The sequence below is a fragment of the Nocardia sp. CNY236 genome (assembly GCF_000482385.1).
Classification (GTDB): domain Bacteria; phylum Actinomycetota; class Actinomycetes; order Mycobacteriales; family Mycobacteriaceae; genus Nocardia.
The window spans coordinates 44398-67256 of record NZ_KI519396.1 but is presented as its reverse complement, the minus strand read 5'-3'; the positions used below and the strand labels follow the sequence as shown (position 1 = coordinate 67256).

Genomic DNA, 22859 nt, shown 5'->3' with positions numbered 1-22859 from the left:
GTCACATGACCAACTCGTGGGTGAACTGGGCCGGCGATCAGCGATGCCAGCCTGCGGCCTGCGCGACGCCGAATTCGATCGCAGAGCTGCCCACGCTGCTCGCCAGCGCCGAAGCCAACGGACAAACCGTGCGTGTCGCTGGCGCGGGCCATTCGTTTTCCGAAGCCGTGCTCACCGACGGCCTGCTGCTGAATATGGCGAAGCTGAACCGCGTCACCGACATCGACCGCGCATCCGGCTTGGTACGGGTCGAAGCAGGCGTCACCTTGAATGCCGCGAGCAACGCCCTGCACGAGTCCGGACTCGCCTTCGCGAACCTCGGGGACATCGACGTTCAAACCGTGGCGGGCGCAACCGCCACCGGCACGCACGGCACCGGTGCGTCGTTGCAGAATCTCTCCGCCGCACTGCATTCGGTCGAGCTGATGCTGGCCGACGGCAGTCGAGTCGAACTGAACGAGCAGACAGACCCCGATGGATGGCGGGCGGCGCGAGTGAGCCTCGGCGCGTTGGGGGTCGTCACCGGCGTCACCGTGCAGATGGTGCCTTCCTTCGTCCTGGAGGGCATCGAACGTCCGGTTCCGATCGACGATGTGCTCGCCGACCTGGATTCGTTCATCGACGGCAACGAGCATTTCGAGTTCTATATGTTCGCCCACACCAGTCTGGCGATGACCAAACGAAACAACCGCGTGCCCCTGCCGGAGCAACCACGCGGCAAGGTGGTGGACTGGTTCGCCGACATCGTGGCGTCCAACTATCTGGCCGAGACGTTGTGCCGGCTGGGCCGACGACGGCCTCGCCTGATCCCCGCGCTGCAACGGCGCGCGGCATCCATACTCAGCTATCGCCGCCAAGTGGACCGGTCCTACCGAGTTTTCGCATCACCCCGGCTGATCCGGTTCACCGAGATGGAGTACGCCATCCCTCGTGAGCACTCCGCCGATGCGATCCGCGAGATCAAAGAAGTGGCAACCAGATTCGATACACTGATGCCCATCGAAGTGCGATGGGCTGCGCCCGACGATGCGTTCCTCTCACCGGCTCACGACCGCAAAACCTGCTACATCGCGGTGCACCAGTACCGCGGCATGGACTTCGAACCGTACTTCCGCGCCTGCGAAGCAGTATTCGACCGTTACCACGGCCGCCCACACTGGGGCAAGCGCCACTTCCAGACTGCGGCCGCCCTGCGCGACCGCTACCCCGAATGGGATCGGTTCGCCGAAGTGCGCCGTCGTTTCGACCCGAAGGGGCGCTTCGCCAACGCCTACCTCGATCGCGTGCTCGGTCCGGTCGGCTGAACCGAATCCCCCACGCCGGCGAACGGTCGGCACGATCAGGCCGACGAGATCTCCGCAACCAAACGCGGCACGGCGGTACCGATGGGATCGCGAATCACCTCGGTGGCCATGCTGTCGTAGGGCGTCGGCTCGGCGTTGACGATGACCAGATCGGCGCCGGCGTGGACGGCGATCGAGCACATCGACGCGGCGGGTTCGACCTGCAGCGAGGTGCCGATGGCCATGAAGATGTCACTGTTTTCGGCGACCATGGTGGCCTCCGCCATGGTGTGGCGGTCCAATTGCTGCCCGAACATCACCGTCGCGGATTTGAGAATGCCGTCGCACTCCGGGCATGGCGGATCGGGTTCGCCAGCGGCCACCCGCGCCAACGTGGCGACCATCGTGGTCTGGTACTGGCATTCGATGCAGACCACGTCGAACATATTGCCGTGGATCTCGATCACTCGCTCCGGTGAAGTCCCGGCGCGTTGATGCAGGCGGTCGATGTTCTGCGTGATGATGGTCACCGGCCGGCCGGTGCGTTCGAGATCCGCCAGCGCGACGTGTGCTGCATTGGGCGCTGCCTGCCAGGCTGGATTGTCCCGGCGCGCCAACCACGCCCGCGCTCTCAGGTCGGGGTCGCTGACATAGCTTTGGTAGGTCGAAAGCATCTCGGCGATAGGATCTTTCGTCCACACCCCCCGAGGACCCCGAAAGTCGGGGATCCCCGAATCCGTGGAGATACCCGCACCCGTGAGCACCCCGATCCGGCCGGGACGACGACGCCACTCAGTGGTCATATGCGCCAAGCATAGAGATCATGGCGGGCGTGACACCAGGATCACCACGGCTGCGGGAGAACGATTTCGAGTCTGCGAGCGGCGAACGGATAGCACCCATGCGTGGTAACCACATGGCTCGTGCCGCCGATGCACGGCACGCTGGTATACGTATCTCGAACGCTACGACAGCGTTTCGGTCTCGACACACCGATCGACAGATCCGGTGGCCGGCTCACTCTCGCTCTACCTGCTCATCGAAAGGCGCTCCTATGCCGCACAAACCCAGTGTGCTGTTCGTCTGTGTGCACAACGCGGGACGTTCACAAATGGCCGCAGGGTTTCTCACCGCCCTCGCGGGTGACCGGTTCGACGTACGGTCGGCGGGCAGCGCACCCGCGGAAACGCTGGACGCGACGGTGGTCGAAGCCATGACCGAGGTCGGCGTCGACATCTCCGGCAACACTCCCAAGCCGCTCACCATCGACGCGATCGGCATCTCAGATGTCGTCGTAACCATGGGATGTGCCGACGCCTGCCCGTTCTTTCCGGGCATCAGCTACCGTGACTGGGTGCTGCCCGACCCGGCCGACCAGAGTCTCGAGCTGGTGCGTTCCATCCGCGACCACATCCAGATTCTGGTGGAGAATCTGATCGCCGAATTGGTCCCCGCGCCGACGCGCTGAGCGGTGTCCGTTTCGTTCAAGACTGCTGCGCGGCGGCTATCTAGGCTGGCGAAATGACCCCACAACTCGACTTCATCGGCATCGTCGTGTCCGATATCGCTGCTTCCGTCGCCTTCTATCGCCGTCTCGGGCTCGAGTTTCCCCCAGACGCCGAGCAAGCAGGTCACGTCGAGGCCACCCTGCCCAACGGCGTGCGACTCGCACTCGACACCGAAGCCGAGGTCAAGTCGTTCCTGCCCGAATGGACGCCGCCGGTCGGCACGAGCCGCCTCGGAGTCGGCTTCCGCTGCGACGATCCCACAGAGGTCGACGCGGTGTACAACGACCTGGTGAACGCCGGCTACCACGGAGAAAAGAAGCCCTGGGACGCACCCTGGGGGCAGCGTTATGCAACGGTGCACGACCCGGACGGTACGGGCGTCGACCTGTATGCCGTCCTCTCCACCTCCCCCGCCTAAGTCGCCAGGCCGAGGAGCACCAGCACGCGGAGGTCCCCCTCGGCCGACTGCTCGAGGGGCTGGAGTGAAATGTTCTAGGACCGCGTGAGCAGCTCCGCCAATGACATTCCGGCCAGGGCGCGCACCTCCCTGGACAAATGCGCCTGATCAGCGAACCCGTCCAGGGCCGCAATGTCGGCGAACGCCACGCCGCGACGCGCTGATGCCACAGCGCGTTGCAGACGGAGCACCCGCGCGAGGGTCTTGGGGCCATAGCCGAAGGCGACCAAGGAACGCCGGTGCAGGGTCCGTGCACCGAGCCCGGTCGCTTCGGCGGCCGCCCCCACCGACCGCCCCGCTTCCAGCGCGGTCACCACTCGCCGCACCATAGGATCGATCGGTCCGGCACCCGCCGCACGGCGCAGCACGATACCTTCGAGAACCGCTACCCGATCATCTGCGGCCGCGAGCCGAGCCGCCAGCGCCTGGACTGTCGACGAAGGCCACAGCTGCGCAAGATCGACCCTCTGGTCTCGCAATTCGTGTGCCGGGACACCGAGCACCGCGGGGGCCGTCCCAGGGGAGAATCGGACACCGACATACCGACTGCCTTCCGGCTCCGACGCCTGATACGCCCGCGTCGCCGGTCCGGCGACGATCAACCGCCCGGTGGCCCAGAACAGATCGATGCAACCATCGGGCAACACAGGCGATGTCGGACGGCGGCTGTCGCTCGCCACTCTCGTCCACAACACTGCACCGTCATACCGCGACGGTCGCTCCTGATAGCCGCCCGCGACAACAGTCTGCACCTCGCCGACGCTAGCCCCGGCCACCGACAATGCCGCGCCGCCCCGATTTCACCGAACATATCGACGTGGCACTGCAAACCAGGTCACCGGTAACGAGTACAGCCAGCCGTGAGTGATCTGCACAACTGTTGCTATCCGGGTGCACAAAATGTGTACCCGCGCCGCGTGAGGCAATGGTGGAGCGATTTGTCCGGCAGCACGCCCGCCCCAACCGAACCCGCAACGCTGGGAGGTGGCTGGGGCTGTTGGGCAGCGTGTCCGGCATCGGGATCGCCGCATGGAAGAGCGATCGTATCCGTCGCTTTCTGGACCAGACCATTCGATGTTCTGATCAACGGTGTGCACCCTGACATAGCCGCACCCGCTGTCGGAAGTGGCCGACCGGCGACCGTGGACGATTTCGGATAGAACAATCGGAAGGTAGGGACGAAATTGCGCCAATGATTTCGAATCCATCTTGTTACATTCGATCGTCGACGCAGAAAAAGTTCCCATATCGTCATCCATTCGATATTGCGGTCGTTGCAGCCTTCGAGGCCAGAGACCGCCATTCCGCCTGGAGTCGTCGTAGGCGCAGTGAATACCATCGACAGCGCCGCCGCAGGACTGCGCCATGACGTCGTGAACGCGACGATGCAGCTGCTCAGGCGCCCGAATTCCGCCCACACAAATCGCATGGAATTACGATCCGCACCGGAGCCCCGGCGGGGCTTGCACAATGAATATCTCGGCGCCGAATCGGTTCGAACAGAACCGACGCCACGCCGAGTGACGGTTTTTCGGTAGATTTCCGACGAATCGGACGATTCGCGGTAGGCTCCGGCTGTCGTCTTCGATCCCTACGGAAGGCACACCATGGCGCAAACCTCTCTCATGGTTCCTCTGGGTACCGCACTACCCGACTTTTCACTGCCCGACCTCGATCAACGAATCTATTCCCGCGCCGACTTCGAGGGCGCACCATTGCTGGTCGTCTTCGCCTGCAATCACTGTCCGTATGTCAAACATATCGAGGCCGCTCTGGGCGAACTGGTCGACTCGTTGGCGCCGCCTACTGTGGCGATCTGCACCAATGACGCGACCGCCTATCCAGACGACGCACCGTTGCGGCTGCGCGATCAGGCGATCCGAGCCGGCTGGACATTTCCGTATCTGGTCGACCAGGACCAGAGCGTCGGGCGAGCGTTCAACGCGGCATGCACCCCGGATTTCTTCCTCTACGATGCGGAACTCGCATTGGCCTACCGGGGCGCTTTCGATGAATCGACGCCAGGCAATGGCAAACCATTGACCGGCAGTGACCTGCGGACCGCGATCGAAGCCGTCATGGCGGGCCGGCCGGTCCCGGAACCACACCGGCCGAGCATGGGCTGCTCGATCAAGTGGCGAGACGACTGAACCTGCGCGCAGCGGGAAGGAGTATGCAGTGACAACACCCGACGCCCCGGGTTCGGTCGCGCGGCGCTATGTCGAAGCGATCGGCGATCAGGACTGGGACACTGTCACGGCCTGTTGGGAACCAGGGGCCCTCGACGAGTTCGTCGGCATAGCGCAGTTGCGCGCACCCGACGAAATCGTGGCCTACTTCCGTGATGTCCATGCTGCGATCCCAGACCTCGGAGTGGAAATCCTGTCGGTCACTGCCCAGGACGATCGCGCCGTGGTCCATTGGCGGATGCGCGGCCGGTTCGACGGCACCGCTGCGCTGCTCGGAATGGCGCCGAACGGAACACGGCTCGATATCTTGGGCACCGACGTGTTCGTCGTGCGCAATGGCCTGATCGTGTCGAACACCGCGATCGTCAACGGCCTCGACCTTGCCAGGCAGATCTCCGTCCTTCCGCCGCAGAATTCGATCGCCGAACGGGTACTGTTCGGGCTCGTCAACTCCACTGCTCCGCTGGCAAAAGCGCTGCGCTCGCGCCATTGATCCGCACGATCGCCGCCTCCTCTGGCTCCGACGGTGAGCGTCATCCGCCCGGCGACGAGCCGGCCGCGCCGGTGCAGCAGTACTAATCGAGGTCGGCCCACCCGGGCCACGGACGCATGCCCGAATCGCCCCGAATGTAGGCCAAGCGGCGCACCGCCTGCCGCTGGAACACCTCGTTGTCCGCGGCCGCGGACAATGCCTGCAGGGTCAGCCGAAATTCCTGGATGTCGCGCAGCAGGAAGAAGCCGTCCCAGCGGGTCACGTCGCAGCCATACCCGTTGCAGAAGTCGGCGTACTGTGCGGCGCCGATCGATGCGGCCGTCCAGCATTCGATGGCGGCGTGGACCAGGTCCCACTCCGGCGGCCCGACCGCCGTCCACCCGAGGCCGGCCAGCATTACTTCTCCGTCATCGGTAACCACGACATCGTCGTCCCAGTCGCCGCCATGAATCACCGACCACGGCATGCCCTGCGGCAACACTTTCCAGCGGCCTCGCAACTCGTCCAGGTGCCCCTGAAGCCACCGGCGGTCGTCCTCGGTGACCGAGCGCGCCGAGGCTATCTCCCGCTCGAGTCGAGCCAGAGGTGCTATTCGGCGCAGTTCGAACCCGGGCAACGGCAGCTGATGCAAACGGCGCAGCGCCCGTCCGACCTCTCCGGGCGCTCCAGGGTGATGCGGCGGCAGATCCTGCCAGAACGTCACCGCGCAGCCGTCCACCATCACCGGCTGCGGAATGTTCGGGACCACACGCGTCGCAGACACACCGCACGTGTCCAGCCAACGCGCGAGGGCCACCTCACGACCGGCTGCCAGCTTCTGGCCGCGTCCGCCGATTCGCGCCACCATCCCGTCGTGCAGCCGGTACGCCGTACGCGGCCCCACGACCTCAGCCTTCCCGGTCTCGATCCCGACGCTTACGCAGGCCGCACGCAAGATCGACCGCGTACCGTTTTCCGCAACGCTTGTCATGTCGGCCCCTCACGTCCCCACCGGCCTGTGCTCCGTATCCTGCGGCTGCAATACCGCATCTCGGCTTCCAGTGTCATAAGAGCCATCCAGATACCAGGGGGCTACTACCCCATTCCACTGCTCGACAGAAGCTACCACCCAAGATTACCCGTCATTAGCAACCAATGGGAATCCGCCGGATTTGCCGGAATTGCCTGCTTTGCACCAGTCCTCGGCTTGCCGGCAGCGTTCGGCGCCATGCTCGCCGATGAGCGCGGACGGACCGCACGCCAGAAGCACCGTCGGCCGACCGAGCGCACCATTCCCGGCCGTTGTCGGACGAACCCCGATCGACCCCGATCCCGCTGAGATCGCTCCCGGCGCCACAGCACAGGCGGACCTGTAACGTGTTCTACTCAGTGGCGTCCGACAAGGTCGGCTGGAAGGGGATTCGGCTACATGTTCAGCTTCTTCACCAGGAGTGGCAACCATCTCGTAGCGGATGAGTTGGCGCTGAGCCGGTGGAGTTCGGCGCAGCTGAGTGGGCCTGCCGTCTGCGGTCTGCTGGCGCGCCAACTCGAGACGCACCACCCCGACGGGTTCGTCCCGGCCCGCCTGACCGTCGATCTGTTTCGACCTGTATCCAATGCCCCGGTCGAGGTTCGAAGCGAGGTGGTGCGTCAAGGCCCTCGAATCACCGTCGCGGATGCTTCCATCGTGCAGGATGCGCGCATCTTGGTGCGCGCGTCGGCGATGTTCCTGGCCACCGGCGCCGAGCCGCCGGGGCAGGTGTGGAAGCCGGTGTCGGATCTACCGGCGCCGCCCGAGGGATGCATGTCCGCCAGTGGAGGGCCTCCGCTGTTCAAGAGCGGAGATCGCGACTGGACGCACGACTTCGCGGCCAACCAGAACGCAGACCGCAAGATTTCCTGGCACAGCATGCCCCCGCTCGTCGCGGGTGAACCGCTGTCGCCGTTCCAGCATGTGGCCATGGTCGGCGATACCACCAACCACGTGTGCCATTGGGGCTCCGAAGGCGCCGGGTATATCAATGCCGACATGACGCTGGCGCTGTCGAGGTTGCCGCTCGGCCACGAACTCGGCTTGCGCGCGGACAATACGATTGCCGCGGAGGGAATTTCGATCGGAACCGCCGCCATGTACGACCGCAGCGGGCCCCTCGGCACCTGTGTCGTGACCACGCTGTCGAACACCCGTCGGCTGATCGACTTCTCCTCGCCGGTAGAGGCAGACAGCCCCGCTTCCCGCTGAAGCCTCCGACAACAGCCACGTCCATGAGGAGTCGCCGCCTTCCACGGCCCGCTTCCAGCACCCATGACGCGAGCGCCGTATCGCTCTGCACAGTCCAGCCTCTCGCCCTCCGGACCACGGCCCGCAGCATCCCACCCGTCCGTCACCATCGTGGTAGCCGATGGTGACGGACGGAAACGTACGCCAGCATCGAGACCGGTCGGTTGTTGACATATTGGAATCGATACGCCAGTGTTGTGCCAAAGCAATGTAATTCAGATATTTCTCCTTAAATCGACACTCCCACAACGGAATCTACCTGGTTGCTGTTCGTCGTCGAGGCCGGCAGGTCAGGCTGCTCTGCAGTCCTACCTGCCGAATTGCCGATTGCGCCACTCGACGACCGAAAAGTAGGAGCATGTATGAGCCACGTATTCAAGCGCGTGTTACAAACCGCATCGATAGCATTCACCACCTCGGTCTTCATGGCCGGACTGTCCGCACCGAACGCGTTCGCCGCGGAGAACGAGAACACCTGGATGAAAAACCTCTGGAGTGGCGAATGCGCCACCGCCCTGGACAATGGGTCGGTGTTCTCCCGAGGCTGTAAGAGCGGCAATTTGGCGCAACTGTGGGACCGACGAGACGATAGGACCATCCGCAGGGCATTCTCGGAACAGTGCCTCGACAGCAATTCCGATGGCCATGTCTACTGGCTGCAGTGCAACGGCGGGAACTACCAGAAGTGGCTGTACGAGGGCACGAAGGTAAAGAACGTGGCCACAGGCAGATACCTTTGGTACGACGTGGAGTGGGGTCGCCTGTGGGCCTCGCCCGACCCGAGCCACCACACCTCGGATTGGGAGTTCTCCGGCAGCGTGTAGACCTTCCGGGTGGCAACCACGACACGGTGGGTGCGCAGGATGTAGTCGGCAGTCACGGCGATCTCGGATCACCGAAGCGATGGAAACACATCGAGTTGGATCCGCCTCTTGGTCTGTCTGCTGATTGCGCATGGCTAACCGCCTTCGCTCAGGGCGAGTTGAAGGCTTCCTTGACTCCGGACCGCCGTTCCCGGTGGTGAAGCAAACTTCACTATCGCACCGCCGCAACGGAACCTGTCTGGTTGCTATCGACCATCGAGGCCAGCGGTCGACGCACCCGTGATCTCACCTGAAGCAACGCTGGAATTACTCGTCCCACGAACATTAGGAACATTTGTGAATCAGATATTCAAACGTGTTTTGAAGGCAGCATTGCCGGCAATCACCACCTCGGCCCTCATGGTTGGACTATCCGCACCGAACGGGTTCGCCGCCGAGAACGAGAACACCTGGGTAAAGAACCGATATAGTAAGAAGTGCCTGTACGCAGCGAACGATGGAGCCGCAAAGGCCGGTACCTGTAGGAGCGGTCAGTTGAATCAGCTGTGGGACCGACGAGACGACGGAACAATCCGCAAGGCCTTCTCGAATCAGTGCCTCGACAGCAATCACACCGGACAGATCTACTACCTGGAATGTAATGGCGGAGCCTACCAGTTATGGGAATCGTTTAGCGGGACGACCAAGGTAAGGAACGTAGCCACGGGCAGATACCTCTCCTATGATGTTTCCGGAGTCGTGCACACCTCCACCAACGCGAGCAACAGCCAGACAGATTGGACCTTCGGCGGCGGCTCATAGAGGTCGCGGCCGACCTCCGAGACGAGGACGGCTATTCAGCAGTTGTGACCTGAAACCGTCGGCATAGCAGCTGGGCCATATCGACGAGCTTCGCGGCCCGTTCCAACGGCCGACAATGTTGTCTTCGAAATATCCGAAACAGAATCCGTCTCGTTGCCAGTACCTTCGGGGCCAGCAGTGAGGCTGCATTCCTAGCTACATCCGTTGATTTGTAGATCGGGCGACTCGTCGACTGAACATTAGGAAAATTTGTGAAGCAGATATTCAAACGGGTGCTGCAGGCCCCATCGGCGGCATTCGCCATCTCAGCCCTCATGGTCGGACTTTCCGCACCCAACGCGTTCGCCGCAAAGAATGAGAACACCTGGATGATGGCCATGGATGGGTACTGCGCCACAGCCAGGGGTGGGGAGGTGTTTCAAGAAGCCTGCCGACACGGTGATACAACACAGCTGTGGGACCGACGAGACGACGGAACCATCCGCCCTGCTTTCTCCGGTGACTGCCTCGACAGTAATTCCAACGGCGACGTGTACTTACTGGGATGCAACGGCGGAGACTACCAGAAATGGAAATCCTACGGCGGGACCACCAAGGTAAGGAACGTAGCCACGCATAAATATCTGAGCAGCAGATGGATTAGACTACGTACCGAACGGTTCTTCGTATCGGACAATCTCATACTGTGGCGTTTCACAGGACCATAGAGCATCTAGGGGGCATGACAATCGGGGTTGCATTGCAACCTTGGAATCGAATAATTGTCCAACACCAGTCGATTCGACCATGGACAATGTCATCCGTCTACTAATATTCAATTGAACGCAACGCGATTCAGTGTCGAATTCCTCATAGGTGCACTCGCGCGACGGAACTCGCCTGGTTGTAGCTTGCCGTCGAGGCCAGTGGTTGGGGACAATCTTGCCGCCCAATCTGCTGAATGGCTGATCGCGCCACTCGACTACCGAATAGTAGGAAAAGGTATGAATCAGACATTCAAACGGTTGTTTCAAGCCGCGTCGATATCATTGGGCACATCGATCCTTATAGTTGGACTATCCACACCGAACGCGTTCGCCGCCGAGAACGAGAATACCTGGATAAAGAACCAGACCACCGGGGATTGCATCACCGCCGCAAGCGATGGACGCGTGATAGCCATCACGTGCAGGAGCGGTCAGTTGAACCAACTATGGGACCGACAGGCCGATGGAACCATTCGCAGAGCCTTCTCGGAACAGTGCCTCGACAGTAATCACGACGGCACGGTGTATTGGTTGCAATGCAACGGCGGAAGCTACCAGAAATGGACATACGAAGGCGCAAGGGTGAAGAACGTAGCCACAGGCAGGTACCTGAAACAATTCATAATCGGAGATAGTGTGGAAACCGACCCCAGCCCCAATGGCTACACGACGTGGACTTTCGCTGGCGGCGGCTCGTAGGAATGACTACCGGCGGCCATGACAGGATCGATACTCTGGAGTGATCTCCCAGCGATTACGACGTATCGTTCGAGGCGGGCACAGCAACTGCGCGACAATTTTCGTTGTCCACGATAGTTCGAAACAGTAGTTGTGCCCACGGTCTCATCGAATCTCGACCGCAAATCACGTTCCACAAGTCGACCGCCTCGAATCGGGCCGAACTCGCTATCGCTGCAGCAGGAACAGCCGAGTCCACGCTCGGTTCCATTGATGGTATGTGTGCACGAGGATTCCGGATCGGGATCGGCACCGTCGACCGTCTCTGCGTGTGCAGAGTCTGTCGGGGTCAAAGCCGTACTCGCGAGTGAAACAGCAGCGCAGTCGAGTGCACTGTGCAGCACGTGAGAATGCCTCGGAGACAAACCGTCTCACGGGTCGGTATGGGGGCTAGTTCGACGTCGAGCCCTGCCCTGCTTTTACCACTGCGCTGTCGCAAAGGAATCGGCCTGGTTGCCATCAACCGTCGAGACCGGAAGTCGAGAATCTACCGCCGCATTTGCCGAATGGATATCACCCTACTCGGCCGCTACTCAACACTAGGAACATTGTGAATCAGATATTCAAACGGATGCTACAGGCCACGGTGGTTGCGCTCACCACTTCGGTACTCATGGTTGGACTATCCACACCGAACGTGTTCGCCGCTGAAAAACTCCCGCAACAACAGCGTTGAACGGCTGGATCAAGAACTTGGGAACCGGGAGGTGTATCGAGGCCGACGGAGGAGGAGGCGTGGGAATGCAGAACTGCAGTAACGGTCACTTGAATCAGTTGTGGTCCAAACGGGAAGACGATACCATCCGCAGGGCCTTCTCGGCGCAGTGCCTCGATAGTAATGATGCTGGCGCAGTCTACTGGCTGGAATGCAACGGCGGAAGATACCAGAAATGGATACATTCCGGAACGAAGCTACAGAATGCACAGACAGGCGGATACCTGCAGGAGTGGTATTGGGGCACGGTGATCACCACCCGCAACCGTATAGCGGATGACACGGACTGGGTGATCGGAGGTGGCTCGTAGGAATAGCGCCTGACGCACACGACCCGACCCGTCCGTGAGTACGAGTGCAACGCGTGAGCATCCTGAAGCTGGGTTCGATCCTGCTCGACACCGAGTCCTGCTCTGCGAGTGGCAGAACCGCTACTGAAAGACCTGATTCCAGACCGCGCGGCTCTTGACACACCGAATCCGATATATCAATGTTGAATAAAAGCAACGCGATTCAGGCCAATTCCTTCGATACCTCTTTGCCGCGACGGAATTCGCCTGGTTGCCAGTGACCGTCGAGACCGGCAGTTCATGCTCCACTCATCTGCCGAATGGCTGATCGCGCTACTCGACTAGTGAACATTAGGAACATTTGTGAATCGAATTTTCGAACGGGTATTGCAAACCGCATCGGTAGCGTTCACAACGTCGGTGCTCATGGCCGGCTTGTCCGCACCGAGCGCCTTCGCCGCCGAGTCGGAGAACACCTGGATCAAGAACCAACAAAGCGGGAGTTGCGCCACCGCCGACAACAATGGGGAAGTGACTGCCAAAACCTGTGCAAGCGGTCAATTGAATCAACTATGGGACCGCCAGGACGACGGGACCATCCGTAGAGCCTTCTCGAATCAGTGTCTCGACAGCAATCACGGCAATGTGTACTGGCTGGAATGTAATGCCGGACTCGACGGTTTACAGCAACCAGTCAGATACCATTGCGCCAGTGCAGCGTAAGGAGTTCTACCTGAATCGCGTTGCGTTCAAGTAACATTGGAGCATCAGATCGGATATGTCAAGAACCAACCGGTCTCGACGCAGGCGGCGCCGTCGATAGCGGTTTCACAACGCGCAGAGCAGGACTCGGTGCCCAAGGACATCGCATTCCCCTGCAGACTTTGTCGTACTGAGCCTCGTACTCCGCCTGACCGAAATCGACCGCCCCGGCCTGAATCGACGGATGACTTCCCGGTTTCCCCTCACAGTAGTTCCGCCTGCCGCATGCGATGGGGCAAGATCGATCGGTTGAGCGGCACTCACCGGGTGGTCGACGCGAAGATTTCGTGCGCGGCACGTTGCCCGGATTCGACCGCGCCGTCGATGTATCCGGCCCAGCGGGTCGCCGTTTCGGTGCCCGCCCAGTGCAGCGGGCCAGTTGGCCGGCGCAACTCCGATCCGAATCGCGTCAATGTCGATGGGGTAGCGAAAGCACCGTAGCAGCCACGCGTGTAGGTTTCGGCAGCCCAGTCCTGCTCGATGTATTCCACCGGATTTCGGGCTTTGGGACCGAAGTACGCTGCGAGGTCGTCGAGAACCACATCGCGGCGTTGTTTCGGTGCGAGGCGCGCCGCGGTCTGAGCATGCGTGGCTTCGAGGAAGCCGACCAGGACCGCGGGGTCGGTGTCCGGTGGACTGGCATCGAAGACAGTACCGAGCGCCCGACGAACACTATTGGCCTGACCGGACAGACCCTGTGTGCGCCAAAACGGCTCGTCGTAGACCACGTTGACCTTGATCGTCCAACCCATCGGTAGGCGTTGCAGCAACTGGGCACGCTCGGCGGGCAGGTCCGGCGCGAACCGTATGCCCGCCACGAGCGGGGGCGGGACCGCGACGATCGCGTGCCGCGCCCGCCACTGCCTCTTGCCGGCCCGCACTCGGACGCCATTGTCGCTCCACTCGATCTCCGACACCGCGGCGCCGAGGACTATGTGCTCGCCCATGTCCTCGGCCATGGCAATGGACAGCCGTTGGGTCCCGCCGGCAACCCGGTCCTGCTGTGCACCGCCGCTGGTGCTGATCATCGAATCGATGCCGCCGCCCGAATGGATGTAGAACTGCGCCCACAGAGCCGATATCTCGGCCGGCTCGGCACACCAGATCGCTTGGGTGACCAGCCGGAAGAACTCGCGCCCGGTCGAGGTGTGCGAGTGGTTGCGCAGCCATGTATCGAAGGTCTGACCATCGAGCGCACTCGCGTGCGGCGCTGTCCATGGCGCATCGAGGGGTATCCGCCGGGCCGAACGATCCAGGCGCAGCTGTGTGAGGGCGAGATCGGCGAGCACGAGTGGGTTCAGTCTCGGCATACGGCCCTGGTAACGGACGATGCGGCCGTCGAATTCGCCAATTCTGGAACCCTGATCGAACGTGGGGTAGGTAGTGAGCCCGTGTTCGTTCAGTAGCGCCAGCACCCGGTCCTGGCCTGGGCCGACCCACATGCCACCGACCTCGACATACGCGTCGCTGCCGGGTACCTCGACATTGAGGGTTCGCCCACCTACACGCTCCCGAGCCTCCAGGACCAGGACATCGCGTCCGGCCGCCGCGAGCGCGCGGGCCGCGGTCAGCCCGGCTACCCCGGCCCCCACAACGATGACGTCTCTCGATTCGGACATTAGCATACGCCTAACATCTCAGATACATTATGTATGTGAATGTAGTCTTGTCGACGTGAGTGTCAAGGGACGACGCGCGGAATATGCCGAAGCCACCCGGTCCGCCCTCGTGGAGACAGGTCGCCGGCTGTTCATCGAACAGAGTTATTCCGAACTCTCCGCCGACGAGATCGCTCAGGCGGCCCGCCTCACACGAGGCGCCGTATACCACCACTTCGGCGGCAAACAAGGACTGTTCGAGGCCGTGTTCGAGCAGGTCGAACACGAACTGACCGAACGTCTGACAAGCGCGATCGGCGCTCCGGGCGACGCCTGGGACACCGCCATTCATGCCTTGAACGTGTTCCTCGACGAATGCAGCGACGCGGCCTATCAGCGCATCGTGCTGCAGGAGGGACCGTTCGCACTGGGCTGGGACCGCTGGCGCGAACTCGACGAACGGTACACGGTCGGCCTGATCCGCGCCCTGGTCGACCAATTGATCCGAACCGGTGTTTTCAAACCACGTTCGACCGAGCTCACGGTCCGTGCCGTCTACGGGATGCTCACCGAACTGGCCTCGAGTATCGCCGATACGACCGATGCGAGCGCGCGGCGTGAAGCGGGGCAGATCGCGCTCGACATGATCGCGTCGCTACGCCGCGCAGCCGAGTGACGAGACTACGAACGGTTTGCTCTCCCGCTACACTGCCGCGGTATGGACGGCCTGTTGGTGTTCGTACTGTCGGTAGGGCCGATTGTTCTGATCGCCGGCGGCTTCGCTTATGTTGCGACGCGTGCGCGACGCCGCGGTCTGGGCGCTTCGGTTATCGGTCCGTTCCAAGAAATGTGGGATCCGGGTGCGGTCCGAACTCGCGTCGAGATCGAGATACGGGCCGAACACCGAGCACCGGCCCCGTCACCGGGCGATCCACTGTCCTCATGAGGTGAAAGTGGTCGGTACCAACGAGCTACACGGTCGTACGGATGCGCCCCGAACCTCGGATCGGCAGGGCGAGGTCCTCGACGCGTCACCGCTGCGTCTGCGCAGCTCGACGTCCCGGCACTGCGTGTGCTTCTTTCGCATCGGGTGTCGGCAAGATTCGAATCTGCGGTCGTCGAACGCCCTCGACCACAGCCGAAGCGACGGAACTGGGGTGAGAAGTGGCGTCGGCCAACTTCTCCATTAGGCTCGAAAACCTCTGAGTAAGAGCACGTTACGCATGAAGATCTGACTTCGGATATAGGGGAACCGGATGCCGACCACCCGAGAGCGCTGGCCAGCCGTCCTACGCGGCTGCGCCTACGGCGACGCATGGGGCAACCTCAACGAGTTCATGTCCTACGGCCAACTCACCGCCCACGACAAGCGCGGCCCGGACATGCCCACCTACCTGACCATCACCGACGACACACAGATGACGTTGTCGCTCGCGCGGGCACTCGACGGCGCCCCGGACCGGACCGCCCAGCAGACTCGAGACCAGGTGATCGCCGAATGGGTCGAATGGCTCGATGATCCCGACAACCACAGGGCTCCTGGTACCACCTGCCTGCGGGCGACCCGAGCGTTGAAAGACGGCTCCCCGTGGTTCGACGCAACCGTCATGTGGTCCGACGGCTGTGGCACCGTCATGCGAGTCTCGCCGTGTGCTTTCCTGCCCGACGGCGTGCGCCAACCCGCCGCCTTGTGGCAGGCCGCGACTACTCACGGCGGCCCCGGCGGCCTGTTCGCTTCCGTCATCGCCGCCGAGGTGATCCACTTCGCCGCCGAACTGACACCGGGCCGGGTCGTCGAGTCTGCCCTCGACATGATCCACAGCGCGGAATCTTCATGGAAGGACAGGGTGACCAGCTGGGTCGAGGACAAGCTGCCCGTCCCAGACCGTGAACTGGGGACGATCCCACTGCTCCAACACATCGATATCGGTCGCGCTCAAGTCGTCGATGCGCTGACCAACGCGCAGCGGGCCGTGCCCGCCTTCCAACAGAATCCGTTCGGAGACGATCCGTGTACTTTCGGCGGCGCCGGTTGGCGCGCCCACGAATGCCTGGCCACCGCATTGCTGTGTGTGGACGCGGTGCCGGACGATCCCAAGGAGGCGCTGCGGCGCGCCACCGTCACGGACGGTGACAGCGACTCCATCGCCGCCGTCGCCGGGGCGATCCTCGGAGCTCTACACGACAACCCGTGGCCAGCAGAATGGTTCGATCGTCTCGAACCGCGCTACCGCGACTGGATCAGCAAGGCCGACGGCTACCGCTTCGACGCGGAGCACGCTGGCGCTGTCGGCTGACGCCGCGCATCCACTCTTGCATCGAGGCCCACATGTCCGGGCCTCCGGGCGACCTCGATGCATTGGTGGCGACGTCGTTGCCTACACCGATCCCGCCGATGGGCGGTACCTACGTCGCCTATTCCGACATGCTCGGGACGCCGCGGGAGAAAGCGTGTTTCGACGACGCTTGGGACGGTGGACGTAGTCCTTCCACAAGCGCACAGCTGCGCCGACGTCTCGTGGCTGCAGATAGTGACGGGTGTGCTCGAGGCGGAGGACTTCCCACAGCGCGTGTGAGGACAAACCGTCGATGAAGTCGCATGATACGGCCCGCCGGAACCTCGGCGGCGCGGTCCCAGTCCAGGTGCACCGCAGCAGTGAAAAGACTGCGCTCGCGTTCGGTCATCACCGCGACCGACCGGTGGTGATCAAGGTGCTGCGCAGCACTGAGCCATTCTGGCGGGCCCGGTTCATCCACGAGATCGGTATCTACCGGGCATTCGCCGAAAGCCCACCGCCCGTGCGAGTACCAGAGCTGATCAGTACCGACGGTGAGTCGGTCTTGGTGATCGAACGCATCGATGCCGAAGAGCTCGATAGCGAACGCTACCCGAAGCAGACCGTGGCTCCACAGTTGTTCGATACAGCGCTGGCCACGACTACCGCCTTTTCGACCTGGTCTGCGCCGCCGGCGAGAGTAGCACCGGTATTCGACTACACCGCCCGGGTCGAGCGCTACCACCATGCAGGATTCTTCGACAGCACCGACCGAGCCCGGCTGCGTGTGCTCCTGTCCGAAATCAGACCCGAGTGGCAGGTGAACCACGGCGATCCGGTCCCGGCCAACCTGTTGTTCACCGGTGCCGGTGAGTGCGTGTTGACCGACTTCGAGTTCACGGGACTGTTCTTGCCCGGCTTCGACCTAGCGGTGACCAGCATTCTGCTCGCCGGCAATCCTGCCCAGGTCGACACCGTCGCCGCGACGGTGTCCGCGGCCGGAATCGAGGTTCCTTTTCTCATCAATCAGGCAATGGTGCTGTCGCGGGAAATCCGCCTACACACCGAGCTGGACGACAGCCCACTACGCCGACGTCGTCTGGCCCTGCTCGACGCCGAGTGGGAAATAGTTCGAGCCCGCCTACACGACGCCTAGATGTTGTGGGTGATGAGGTTGTTGACACTCGCGCAGGGGTGAGCTGAGGGGACGGATCTCCCTGGCGGCAGGATGGAAAACACCACATCCTCCGTCCGCTCGACCAGGAAGACCCGTCCGTGACCCACCGTAATGCCCCGTTGTCCGTCGAGGGCCGTCGCCGTCTGGTGCAGCGCTGCCGTAACCGTCCGATCGCTCATGTGGCCGCCGAGATGGGGATCTCTCGTCAGTGCGCGTCGAAGTGGGTCACCCGCAGGCAGCGCAGACGAGTGCTCCCGTGCGGCAGTGATGTGGCCGCTTGCGGCTTCGAAGGATCCCAGCCGACGGTAGTTGTCGGCCAGGTTGAGGTGGAGGGAGGCGTAGAAGCCAGCGATATGCAGGCTGGCGTGATGTTCCTGGATGCGCTGCTCGGTGACCACGTCGGCGGCTTCTCCGAACTAGGACACGATCAGACCTATTTCATGCATATTATCGCTCTCATCAGCGAATCGATGGAGGAAATACGTTGATCAGCAATACTGCCGAGCACGTGCCCGACGGCTACGCGACCGTGACGCCGTGGATCAGCGGACCGGATACCGGTGCGCTCATGGACTTCCTGACCGAGGCGTTCGAGGCGCAGGAACTGGCGCGAATTGCCAACGCGGACGGCAGCATCGGACATGCGGAGGCGCGAATCGGCGACTCGGTGGTGATGGCTTTCGACTCTCGACCGGGGTGGCCGGTGACGCCCTCGCTGATCCGGCTGTTCGTCGCGGATGCCGATGCGGTCTACGAGCGGGCGTTGAGGGCCGGGGCCACATCGGTCACCGCGGTGACGGAACTGTTTTTCGGGGATCGAGTCGGGCGGGTGCGCGATCCGTTCGGCAATATCTGGTGGATCCAGGCGCATATCAAAGATATTCCAGCGGAGCAGTTTCCGGCTGCAGCGAGCGATCCCGGCGCGATCGAAGCGATGACCTACCTGCAGACCTCGCTCGATGCGGAGCTTCGCGGTCGATCTCACTGAGAGTCGTTGCGCCCGGTCTTGCTCCCGCGTTCAGCAGCGGGAGCAGGGCCAATCCACTCGCTGATGTTGCATCCGCCCAACCCGGATGTGTATACCCGCCCGCCAAGCGCACTGTATTGCCGCTTATACGGCGGTTTCGTGGACCTACTGATCATGGTGGCCCAGCATGGCCTCTTCACGCGATGAACTGATCGAGCGTCGGTATCTCTAGGAAGACAGGTGAGTCCTTTCGCTCTTGTTGGGCGTCGAGTTGGGCAAGTTTTTCCTGCCTCGAGATCTCGATGCAGGCCCAAGCCCAGAATGCGGTCCGTTCCTCGGCCGCTAGTGAACGTCGACGACCTTCGCTGTCTCGAGCGCGGGTGGGACGTCCGTCGACGCGGGTGCTCATCGTAGCATAGGACCTGAATCTTGATGGCAGTCGCGCTTTCTCGCGGTTCAGCGACCTCCCGTGTTGTAGCCATCGGGCATGCGCTTGCGCACGATTTTCGTGGCCAGCCGTGTCTTCCATGCAGTGCTGACCTCGACTGGCAGCCGAAGGGAATCGATGCCGGGATAGTGCTGTTCCAGGTCGGTCCAGAAGCGAAGCGCCAGCGCGGATGCGAGCTGGTTCAGTGTGGTGTAGTCCAGCGCGACCGCTCGCGTGGACAGATAGGCGACCAGCACGTCACGGACAGAGCGAGACCGCAGGCGATATCGGTCCACCAGCTGAGCGGGGGTCTGCTGCCCGGTGCGCTGTGCGATCCAGAAGAGAATGTGGGGCGCGTCCGCTGGGAAGGGGCCTCGATTGCGGAGCAAGCGGTAGGCGAGAAGTGATGGGCTGCTGCCCGGTGCCGGGTTCAGCTGATTCCAGAGCAGCAGGTCACCGACGACCGCTCGACGAGGCGCCGGCGCCCCTCCATCGTGAGGGGCGCGTTCTTATATGTCACGCGCCTGGAGCCGAAGCACGGACCGCGGTGTGCCGATTCTCGATGTCCATGGTCACCTCGTCGATCGCGGTACGTATGAGATCGCCGTATGAATCCGCAGGCAGCGCAGACGAGTGCTCCCGTGCGGCAGTGATGTGGCCGCTTGCGGCTTCGAAGGATCCCAGCCGACGGTAGTTGTCGGCCAGGTTGAGGTGAAGGGAGGGGTAGAAGCCAGCGATATGCAGGCTGGCGTGATGTTCCTGGATGCGCTGCTCGGTGACGGCGTCGGCGGCATCGAGTGCACGCACATCCCAAGCCAAAGCTTGTGCCGGGTCGCCGAAGAGGTCGGCGAGGTAGTGCGCGAGTGTGCAGCGGTGCAATGGGTCGCCGCTGACTCCGATCACCTTCCACAGATTCAACAGTTGCCTACGGGCCTCGACCGTGTTTCCACTGCGGCCCTCGGTAACGGCCTTCCCGATCGCGTCCATCATCGGGTCCGTATCGGCCTGTTCCGTCATTCGTCCTCCTCCTTCGGCTCCGTGTTCTCTTCTGCTGGTCGAGGCTTGGTCGGCATGACAAGCGTGGTGAGATCCCTGTTGTCGGCCGAGCGAACGGTGGCGGGTAGCTCGGGGCCTGCGAGATCGAGCAGCACGTCCGCGCCGATTGCGGTGCTGATCGCGGGATAGAGCGTGGTCATCTCGAACCAGACCTCGACCGAGGTTCCACTCACGCGGGCCGGCAGGCATATACCTGTGCCAGGTCCATTGCAGTTGTCTCCCACCGTGACCTGCGCCTCGGTGGCGTGTATCGAGATAAGGCCGGCCGATCGCTCCTCGAGTGCCCGCAGGAGCAGTGTCTTCGATGCCTGGATACGGGTCGTCACCGCTGGAAGTGCGCCGAGCATCGACCGGAAGTCGGGAAACGGCTCCGCCAGGAGTCGGCAATGCCGGTCGGTCCGGTCCGGCAGCCGCATCCAGATCCCGTGCTCTGTGGCTTCGATCCGAGCCAGCGGGGCGCGCCGCAGGTCGGTAAGGCAGCTGTGTAGATCGTCACCGCTCACCGTCGCCGCCCAGGTCACCGAATGTGCATTGTCGACCGCGAGGGTGCGAGTGGACAGACGGTAGCGGTCGGTGGCGGTCACAGTCACCACGCCGGAATCCGCCTCGAAGCGCACACCGCCGAGAACCGCGATGTCCGGGTCGTCTGTGGTGGCAGTCAGAACCTGCTCGATCGCCGCTGCCAACACCGGACCGCTCACGGCAACAACCACCGGTGCGGGCGCCGCGGCCAACGCTGCCTTGATGATGGCGGCCTGTTGCCGCGCGGCTCGGGCGCCGCCGACCACTGTGTCCAGGTGCTCGTCGACCAGAAGAACTGCGTCGTCGCGTCCAGCGCTGAGAACGGATTTCGCCGTCGCGAGCGGCATACCGATCTCGCGTAGTCGCCGAAGCAGGACGGCCTGCTCGAGTTGCGCGTCCCGGTAGAACCGGTATCCGGAGACCGGGTCGACCTCCGTCGGCAGCAGCAGTCCCGCGTCGGCGTAGAAACGCAACGCGCTCGCCGTCAGGCCACTCCGCCGTGCGAACGACCCGATCGACATCAACCCGAAATTCGCCACCCCGACATCATTCGGCTTCGACCTACCTGAAGGTCAACCGAGTGATGCCACGAAAACGTCATGACCCGCGACAGCTGGACGATTATGCGCTGGGACGCGGTCTCGACGTGTTGCGGCATCGTTGGCCTCGCCACGGCTCCACAAAAGCGGACACACCATGACGCGACGCAGGTGTTCGATGGCTCCAGAATTCGTTGGTCGGATACTCTTGATCCACACGCTGACCATTAGCTACTGCCTCGTTGAGGCAGGCAACGACTGGACGGACTCGTCGGCGTTGCCGAACGCCTCGATGTATACGTCCAACCCGTAGGAATCCGACCTTGATAGTTGACCCTACTGCGTTCACCATCTTGTGCTTCGGTGACTCCAACACCTTCGGCCAAATCGCCGAAAGGAGCGGCCGGTGGCCAGCCGACGTGCGCTGGACGGGGCGGCTACAGCAGCTTCTGGGTGCTGGATATGCCGTAATCGAAGAAGGTCTCGGCGGCCGCACCACCGATTTGGACGACTCCGAATGTGATGGCCGCAATGGCCGTACCTATTTCGAACCATGCCTGCGCAGCCACTCGCCCCTGGACATGGTGGTGATCATGTTGGGGATCAACGACACCAAGATCAGGTTCTGTCGAGACTCGGACGCCACCGCTACTGCGCTCGAGGGCTATATGGACATTGTCGAGCGTATTGCCTGGACCCGCTCCGGTGGAGTACCTGAAGTACTGCTGGTCAGTCCGATCCATCTCGATGCCGACCAGCCTGCGTTTGCCCAGCACAGTTCCAAGTACGACGCCGAATCCGTACGCAAATCATACGAACTCAGCGCGTCGATCCATCGCGTCGCTGAAAAGCGCGGAGCTCTGTTCGTCGACGCCGCTGCTGTCGCATCGACGGGCATCGACGGTCTACACCTGAGTCGCCGGTCACACGAACATCTTTCGGAACTGATCGCCCAAACGATCAAGGCGAACCACGAACCTCGTGCAGAATCAGGCTGACTCTGATGGGTGCGGCGCGTGCAGCGGGTACCCGAGGGCCAGCTCCTCATCCACTCCAGATGGTCAGAGCATCGTCGGTGCGCCGAATGTGCCCACAATGGGTCCACAACCCAGGTCCTCACCCGATGATCCGGTCAGGCGGGCACGACTCCCACCCGCCGGGCCAGTCGGCCGAGGTCACCCGTGGTGAGGTCTCGGCGCGCTGTCCGCATCATGTGCCCGACCAGCTCTCG

The 22859-nt window shown here is 62.6% G+C and carries 26 protein-coding genes and 1 pseudogene; 19 read left to right on the top strand and 8 right to left on the bottom strand.

The genetic code is table 11. The features are described 5' to 3' along the window. Positions 1-5 precede the first annotated feature (5 nt). Complete coding sequence (locus K940_RS0125515) at positions 6-1304, top strand: D-arabinono-1,4-lactone oxidase (RefSeq protein WP_028479788.1); 1299 nt, start codon at positions 6-8, stop codon at positions 1302-1304. A 35-nt stretch (positions 1305-1339) separates the two neighbouring features. Here K940_RS0125515 and K940_RS0125510 read toward each other — a convergent pair whose 3' ends face one another. Beyond that, on the bottom strand, positions 1340-2086 hold the full coding sequence (locus K940_RS0125510) for a Sir2 family NAD-dependent protein deacetylase (protein WP_028479787.1): 747 nt from the start codon (positions 2084-2086) through the stop codon (positions 1340-1342). Positions 2087-2337: 251 nt separating this feature from the next. On the opposite strand from K940_RS0125510, the gene K940_RS0125505 reads away from it, so the two are divergent. Both K940_RS0125505 and K940_RS0125500 read left to right on the top strand, forming a co-directional pair. Further along, positions 2338-2751: an arsenate reductase ArsC gene (locus K940_RS0125505; RefSeq protein WP_028479786.1), complete on the top strand. Its 414-nt coding sequence runs from the start codon at positions 2338-2340 to the stop codon at positions 2749-2751. Positions 2752-2804: 53 nt separating this feature from the next. Beyond that, positions 2805-3209, top strand: coding sequence for a VOC family protein (locus K940_RS0125500; protein ID WP_028479785.1), 405 nt, complete (start codon positions 2805-2807; stop codon positions 3207-3209). A gap of 74 nt (positions 3210-3283) precedes the next feature. Here K940_RS0125500 and K940_RS0125495 read toward each other — a convergent pair whose 3' ends face one another. Next, a complete protein-coding gene (locus tag K940_RS0125495) occupies positions 3284-4000 on the bottom strand; it encodes a DUF6597 domain-containing transcriptional factor (RefSeq protein ID WP_028479784.1) in 717 nt (238 codons plus the stop codon). 855 nt (positions 4001-4855) lie between these two features. Between K940_RS0125495 and K940_RS0125490 the strand changes: the two genes are divergently transcribed. Together K940_RS0125490 and K940_RS30420 are read left to right on the top strand one after the other, a co-directional pair. After that, the gene (locus K940_RS0125490) at positions 4856-5398 is read left to right on the top strand and encodes a thioredoxin family protein (protein WP_028479783.1); all 543 of its coding nucleotides are present in this window, start codon (positions 4856-4858) and stop codon (positions 5396-5398) included. Positions 5399-5426: 28 nt separating this feature from the next. Next, entirely contained in the window at positions 5427-5930 is a 504-nt protein-coding gene (locus K940_RS30420) for an ester cyclase (RefSeq protein WP_051407545.1), read from the top strand. 82 nt (positions 5931-6012) lie between these two features. Here the strand turns inward: K940_RS30420 and K940_RS0125480 are convergent, their stop codons facing one another. Further along, positions 6013-6900, bottom strand: a complete 888-nt coding sequence (locus tag K940_RS0125480; protein WP_028479782.1) for a phosphotransferase — start codon at positions 6898-6900, stop codon at positions 6013-6015. Between the two features lie 438 nt (positions 6901-7338). Here K940_RS0125480 and K940_RS0125470 point away from each other — a divergent pair, with 438 nt between their 5' ends. From K940_RS0125470 to K940_RS0125435, 8 genes are all read left to right on the top strand, one after another. Continuing rightward, the gene (locus K940_RS0125470; protein ID WP_028479781.1) at positions 7339-8151 is read left to right on the top strand and encodes a thioesterase family protein; all 813 of its coding nucleotides are present in this window, start codon (positions 7339-7341) and stop codon (positions 8149-8151) included. Between the two features lie 401 nt (positions 8152-8552). After that, positions 8553-9014 (top strand): ricin-type beta-trefoil lectin domain protein, encoded by a 462-nt coding sequence (locus tag K940_RS30415; RefSeq protein WP_036530334.1) that lies wholly within the window; start codon positions 8553-8555, stop codon positions 9012-9014. A 336-nt stretch (positions 9015-9350) separates the two neighbouring features. Continuing rightward, entirely contained in the window at positions 9351-9815 is a 465-nt protein-coding gene (locus tag K940_RS32115) for a ricin-type beta-trefoil lectin domain protein (protein ID WP_081706672.1), read from the top strand. 251 nt (positions 9816-10066) lie between these two features. Beyond that, positions 10067-10522: an RICIN domain-containing protein gene (locus tag K940_RS0125455; protein WP_028479780.1), complete on the top strand. Its 456-nt coding sequence runs from the start codon at positions 10067-10069 to the stop codon at positions 10520-10522. Positions 10523-10798: 276 nt separating this feature from the next. Continuing rightward, on the top strand, positions 10799-11260 hold the full coding sequence (locus tag K940_RS31245; RefSeq protein WP_028479779.1) for an RICIN domain-containing protein: 462 nt from the start codon (positions 10799-10801) through the stop codon (positions 11258-11260). A 589-nt stretch (positions 11261-11849) separates the two neighbouring features. Then, complete coding sequence (locus K940_RS34015; protein WP_255342628.1) at positions 11850-11975, top strand: hypothetical protein; 126 nt, start codon at positions 11850-11852, stop codon at positions 11973-11975. Next, the gene (locus tag K940_RS34235) at positions 11972-12325 is read left to right on the top strand and encodes a ricin-type beta-trefoil lectin domain protein (RefSeq protein ID WP_081706671.1); all 354 of its coding nucleotides are present in this window, start codon (positions 11972-11974) and stop codon (positions 12323-12325) included. The genes K940_RS34015 and K940_RS34235 overlap by 4 nt, the downstream gene beginning before the upstream one ends. Before the next feature lie 342 nt (positions 12326-12667). Further along, on the top strand, positions 12668-13027 hold the full coding sequence (locus tag K940_RS0125435; RefSeq protein ID WP_028479776.1) for an RICIN domain-containing protein: 360 nt from the start codon (positions 12668-12670) through the stop codon (positions 13025-13027). 299 nt (positions 13028-13326) lie between these two features. Here K940_RS0125435 and K940_RS0125430 read toward each other — a convergent pair whose 3' ends face one another. Next, positions 13327-14685, bottom strand: coding sequence for an FAD-dependent oxidoreductase (locus K940_RS0125430; protein ID WP_028479775.1), 1359 nt, complete (start codon positions 14683-14685; stop codon positions 13327-13329). 55 nt (positions 14686-14740) lie between these two features. Here K940_RS0125430 and K940_RS0125425 point away from each other — a divergent pair, with 55 nt between their 5' ends. From K940_RS0125425 to K940_RS0125385, 5 genes and pseudogenes are all read left to right on the top strand, one after another. Beyond that, on the top strand, positions 14741-15340 hold the full coding sequence (locus K940_RS0125425) for a TetR/AcrR family transcriptional regulator (protein ID WP_028479774.1): 600 nt from the start codon (positions 14741-14743) through the stop codon (positions 15338-15340). Positions 15341-15920: 580 nt separating this feature from the next. Continuing rightward, positions 15921-16961, top strand: a complete 1041-nt coding sequence (locus tag K940_RS0125410) for an ADP-ribosylglycohydrolase family protein (protein WP_028479772.1) — start codon at positions 15921-15923, stop codon at positions 16959-16961. A gap of 292 nt (positions 16962-17253) precedes the next feature. Next, positions 17254-18096, top strand: a complete 843-nt coding sequence (locus K940_RS0125400) for a phosphotransferase (RefSeq protein ID WP_028479771.1) — start codon at positions 17254-17256, stop codon at positions 18094-18096. A 119-nt stretch (positions 18097-18215) separates the two neighbouring features. Continuing rightward, positions 18216-18350: pseudogene (locus K940_RS32110) on the top strand (leucine zipper domain-containing protein); the annotation flags it as partial. A 251-nt stretch (positions 18351-18601) separates the two neighbouring features. Next, on the top strand, positions 18602-19105 hold the full coding sequence (locus K940_RS0125385) for a VOC family protein (protein WP_028479768.1): 504 nt from the start codon (positions 18602-18604) through the stop codon (positions 19103-19105). A gap of 175 nt (positions 19106-19280) precedes the next feature. Here the strand turns inward: K940_RS0125385 and K940_RS33360 are convergent, their stop codons facing one another. The 4 genes from K940_RS33360 to K940_RS30400 form a co-directional block, all read right to left on the bottom strand. Then, positions 19281-19493, bottom strand: coding sequence for a hypothetical protein (locus K940_RS33360; RefSeq protein ID WP_196812373.1), 213 nt, complete (start codon positions 19491-19493; stop codon positions 19281-19283). 47 nt (positions 19494-19540) lie between these two features. Then, positions 19541-19900, bottom strand: coding sequence for a hypothetical protein (locus tag K940_RS32745; protein WP_155981124.1), 360 nt, complete (start codon positions 19898-19900; stop codon positions 19541-19543). A 127-nt stretch (positions 19901-20027) separates the two neighbouring features. Beyond that, a complete protein-coding gene (locus tag K940_RS0125375; protein WP_028479766.1) occupies positions 20028-20528 on the bottom strand; it encodes a hypothetical protein in 501 nt (166 codons plus the stop codon). Continuing rightward, positions 20525-21628 carry a MerR family transcriptional regulator gene (locus tag K940_RS30400; RefSeq protein ID WP_051407544.1) on the bottom strand — a complete coding sequence of 368 codons (1104 nt, stop codon included), beginning with the start codon at positions 21626-21628 and terminating at the stop codon, positions 20525-20527. Before K940_RS30400 ends, K940_RS0125375 begins: the two co-directional genes overlap by 4 nt. Before the next feature lie 323 nt (positions 21629-21951). Between K940_RS30400 and K940_RS0125365 the strand changes: the two genes are divergently transcribed. Next, positions 21952-22626, top strand: coding sequence for a GDSL-type esterase/lipase family protein (locus tag K940_RS0125365; protein WP_028479765.1), 675 nt, complete (start codon positions 21952-21954; stop codon positions 22624-22626). Positions 22627-22859 lie beyond the last annotated feature (233 nt).

Excerpts from the sequence above, each read along its gene's own strand:
- K940_RS0125430 (WP_028479775.1), bottom strand. The coding sequence starts at position 14,685 with ATGTCCGAATCGAGAGACGTCATCGTTGTGGGGGCCGGGGTAGCCGGG.
- K940_RS33360 (WP_196812373.1), bottom strand. The coding sequence starts at position 19,493 with ATGAGCACCCGCGTCGACGGACGTCCCACCCGCGCTCGAGACAGCGAA.
- K940_RS0125375 (WP_028479766.1), bottom strand. The coding sequence starts at position 20,528 with ATGACGGAACAGGCCGATACGGACCCGATGATGGACGCGATCGGGAAG.
- K940_RS0125410 (WP_028479772.1), top strand. The coding sequence starts at position 15,921 with ATGCCGACCACCCGAGAGCGCTGGCCAGCCGTCCTACGCGGCTGCGCC.
- K940_RS30415 (WP_036530334.1), top strand. The coding sequence starts at position 8,553 with ATGAGCCACGTATTCAAGCGCGTGTTACAAACCGCATCGATAGCATTC.
- K940_RS0125470 (WP_028479781.1), top strand. The coding sequence starts at position 7,339 with ATGTTCAGCTTCTTCACCAGGAGTGGCAACCATCTCGTAGCGGATGAG.
- K940_RS0125490 (WP_028479783.1), top strand. The coding sequence starts at position 4,856 with ATGGCGCAAACCTCTCTCATGGTTCCTCTGGGTACCGCACTACCCGAC.
- K940_RS0125400 (WP_028479771.1), top strand. The coding sequence starts at position 17,254 with ATGAAGTCGCATGATACGGCCCGCCGGAACCTCGGCGGCGCGGTCCCA.
- K940_RS0125480 (WP_028479782.1), bottom strand. The coding sequence starts at position 6,900 with ATGACAAGCGTTGCGGAAAACGGTACGCGGTCGATCTTGCGTGCGGCC.
- K940_RS31245 (WP_028479779.1), top strand. The coding sequence starts at position 10,799 with ATGAATCAGACATTCAAACGGTTGTTTCAAGCCGCGTCGATATCATTG.
- K940_RS0125500 (WP_028479785.1), top strand. The coding sequence starts at position 2,805 with ATGACCCCACAACTCGACTTCATCGGCATCGTCGTGTCCGATATCGCT.
- K940_RS0125505 (WP_028479786.1), top strand. The coding sequence starts at position 2,338 with ATGCCGCACAAACCCAGTGTGCTGTTCGTCTGTGTGCACAACGCGGGA.
- K940_RS0125510 (WP_028479787.1), bottom strand. The coding sequence starts at position 2,086 with ATGACCACTGAGTGGCGTCGTCGTCCCGGCCGGATCGGGGTGCTCACG.
- K940_RS0125515 (WP_028479788.1), top strand. The coding sequence starts at position 6 with ATGACCAACTCGTGGGTGAACTGGGCCGGCGATCAGCGATGCCAGCCT.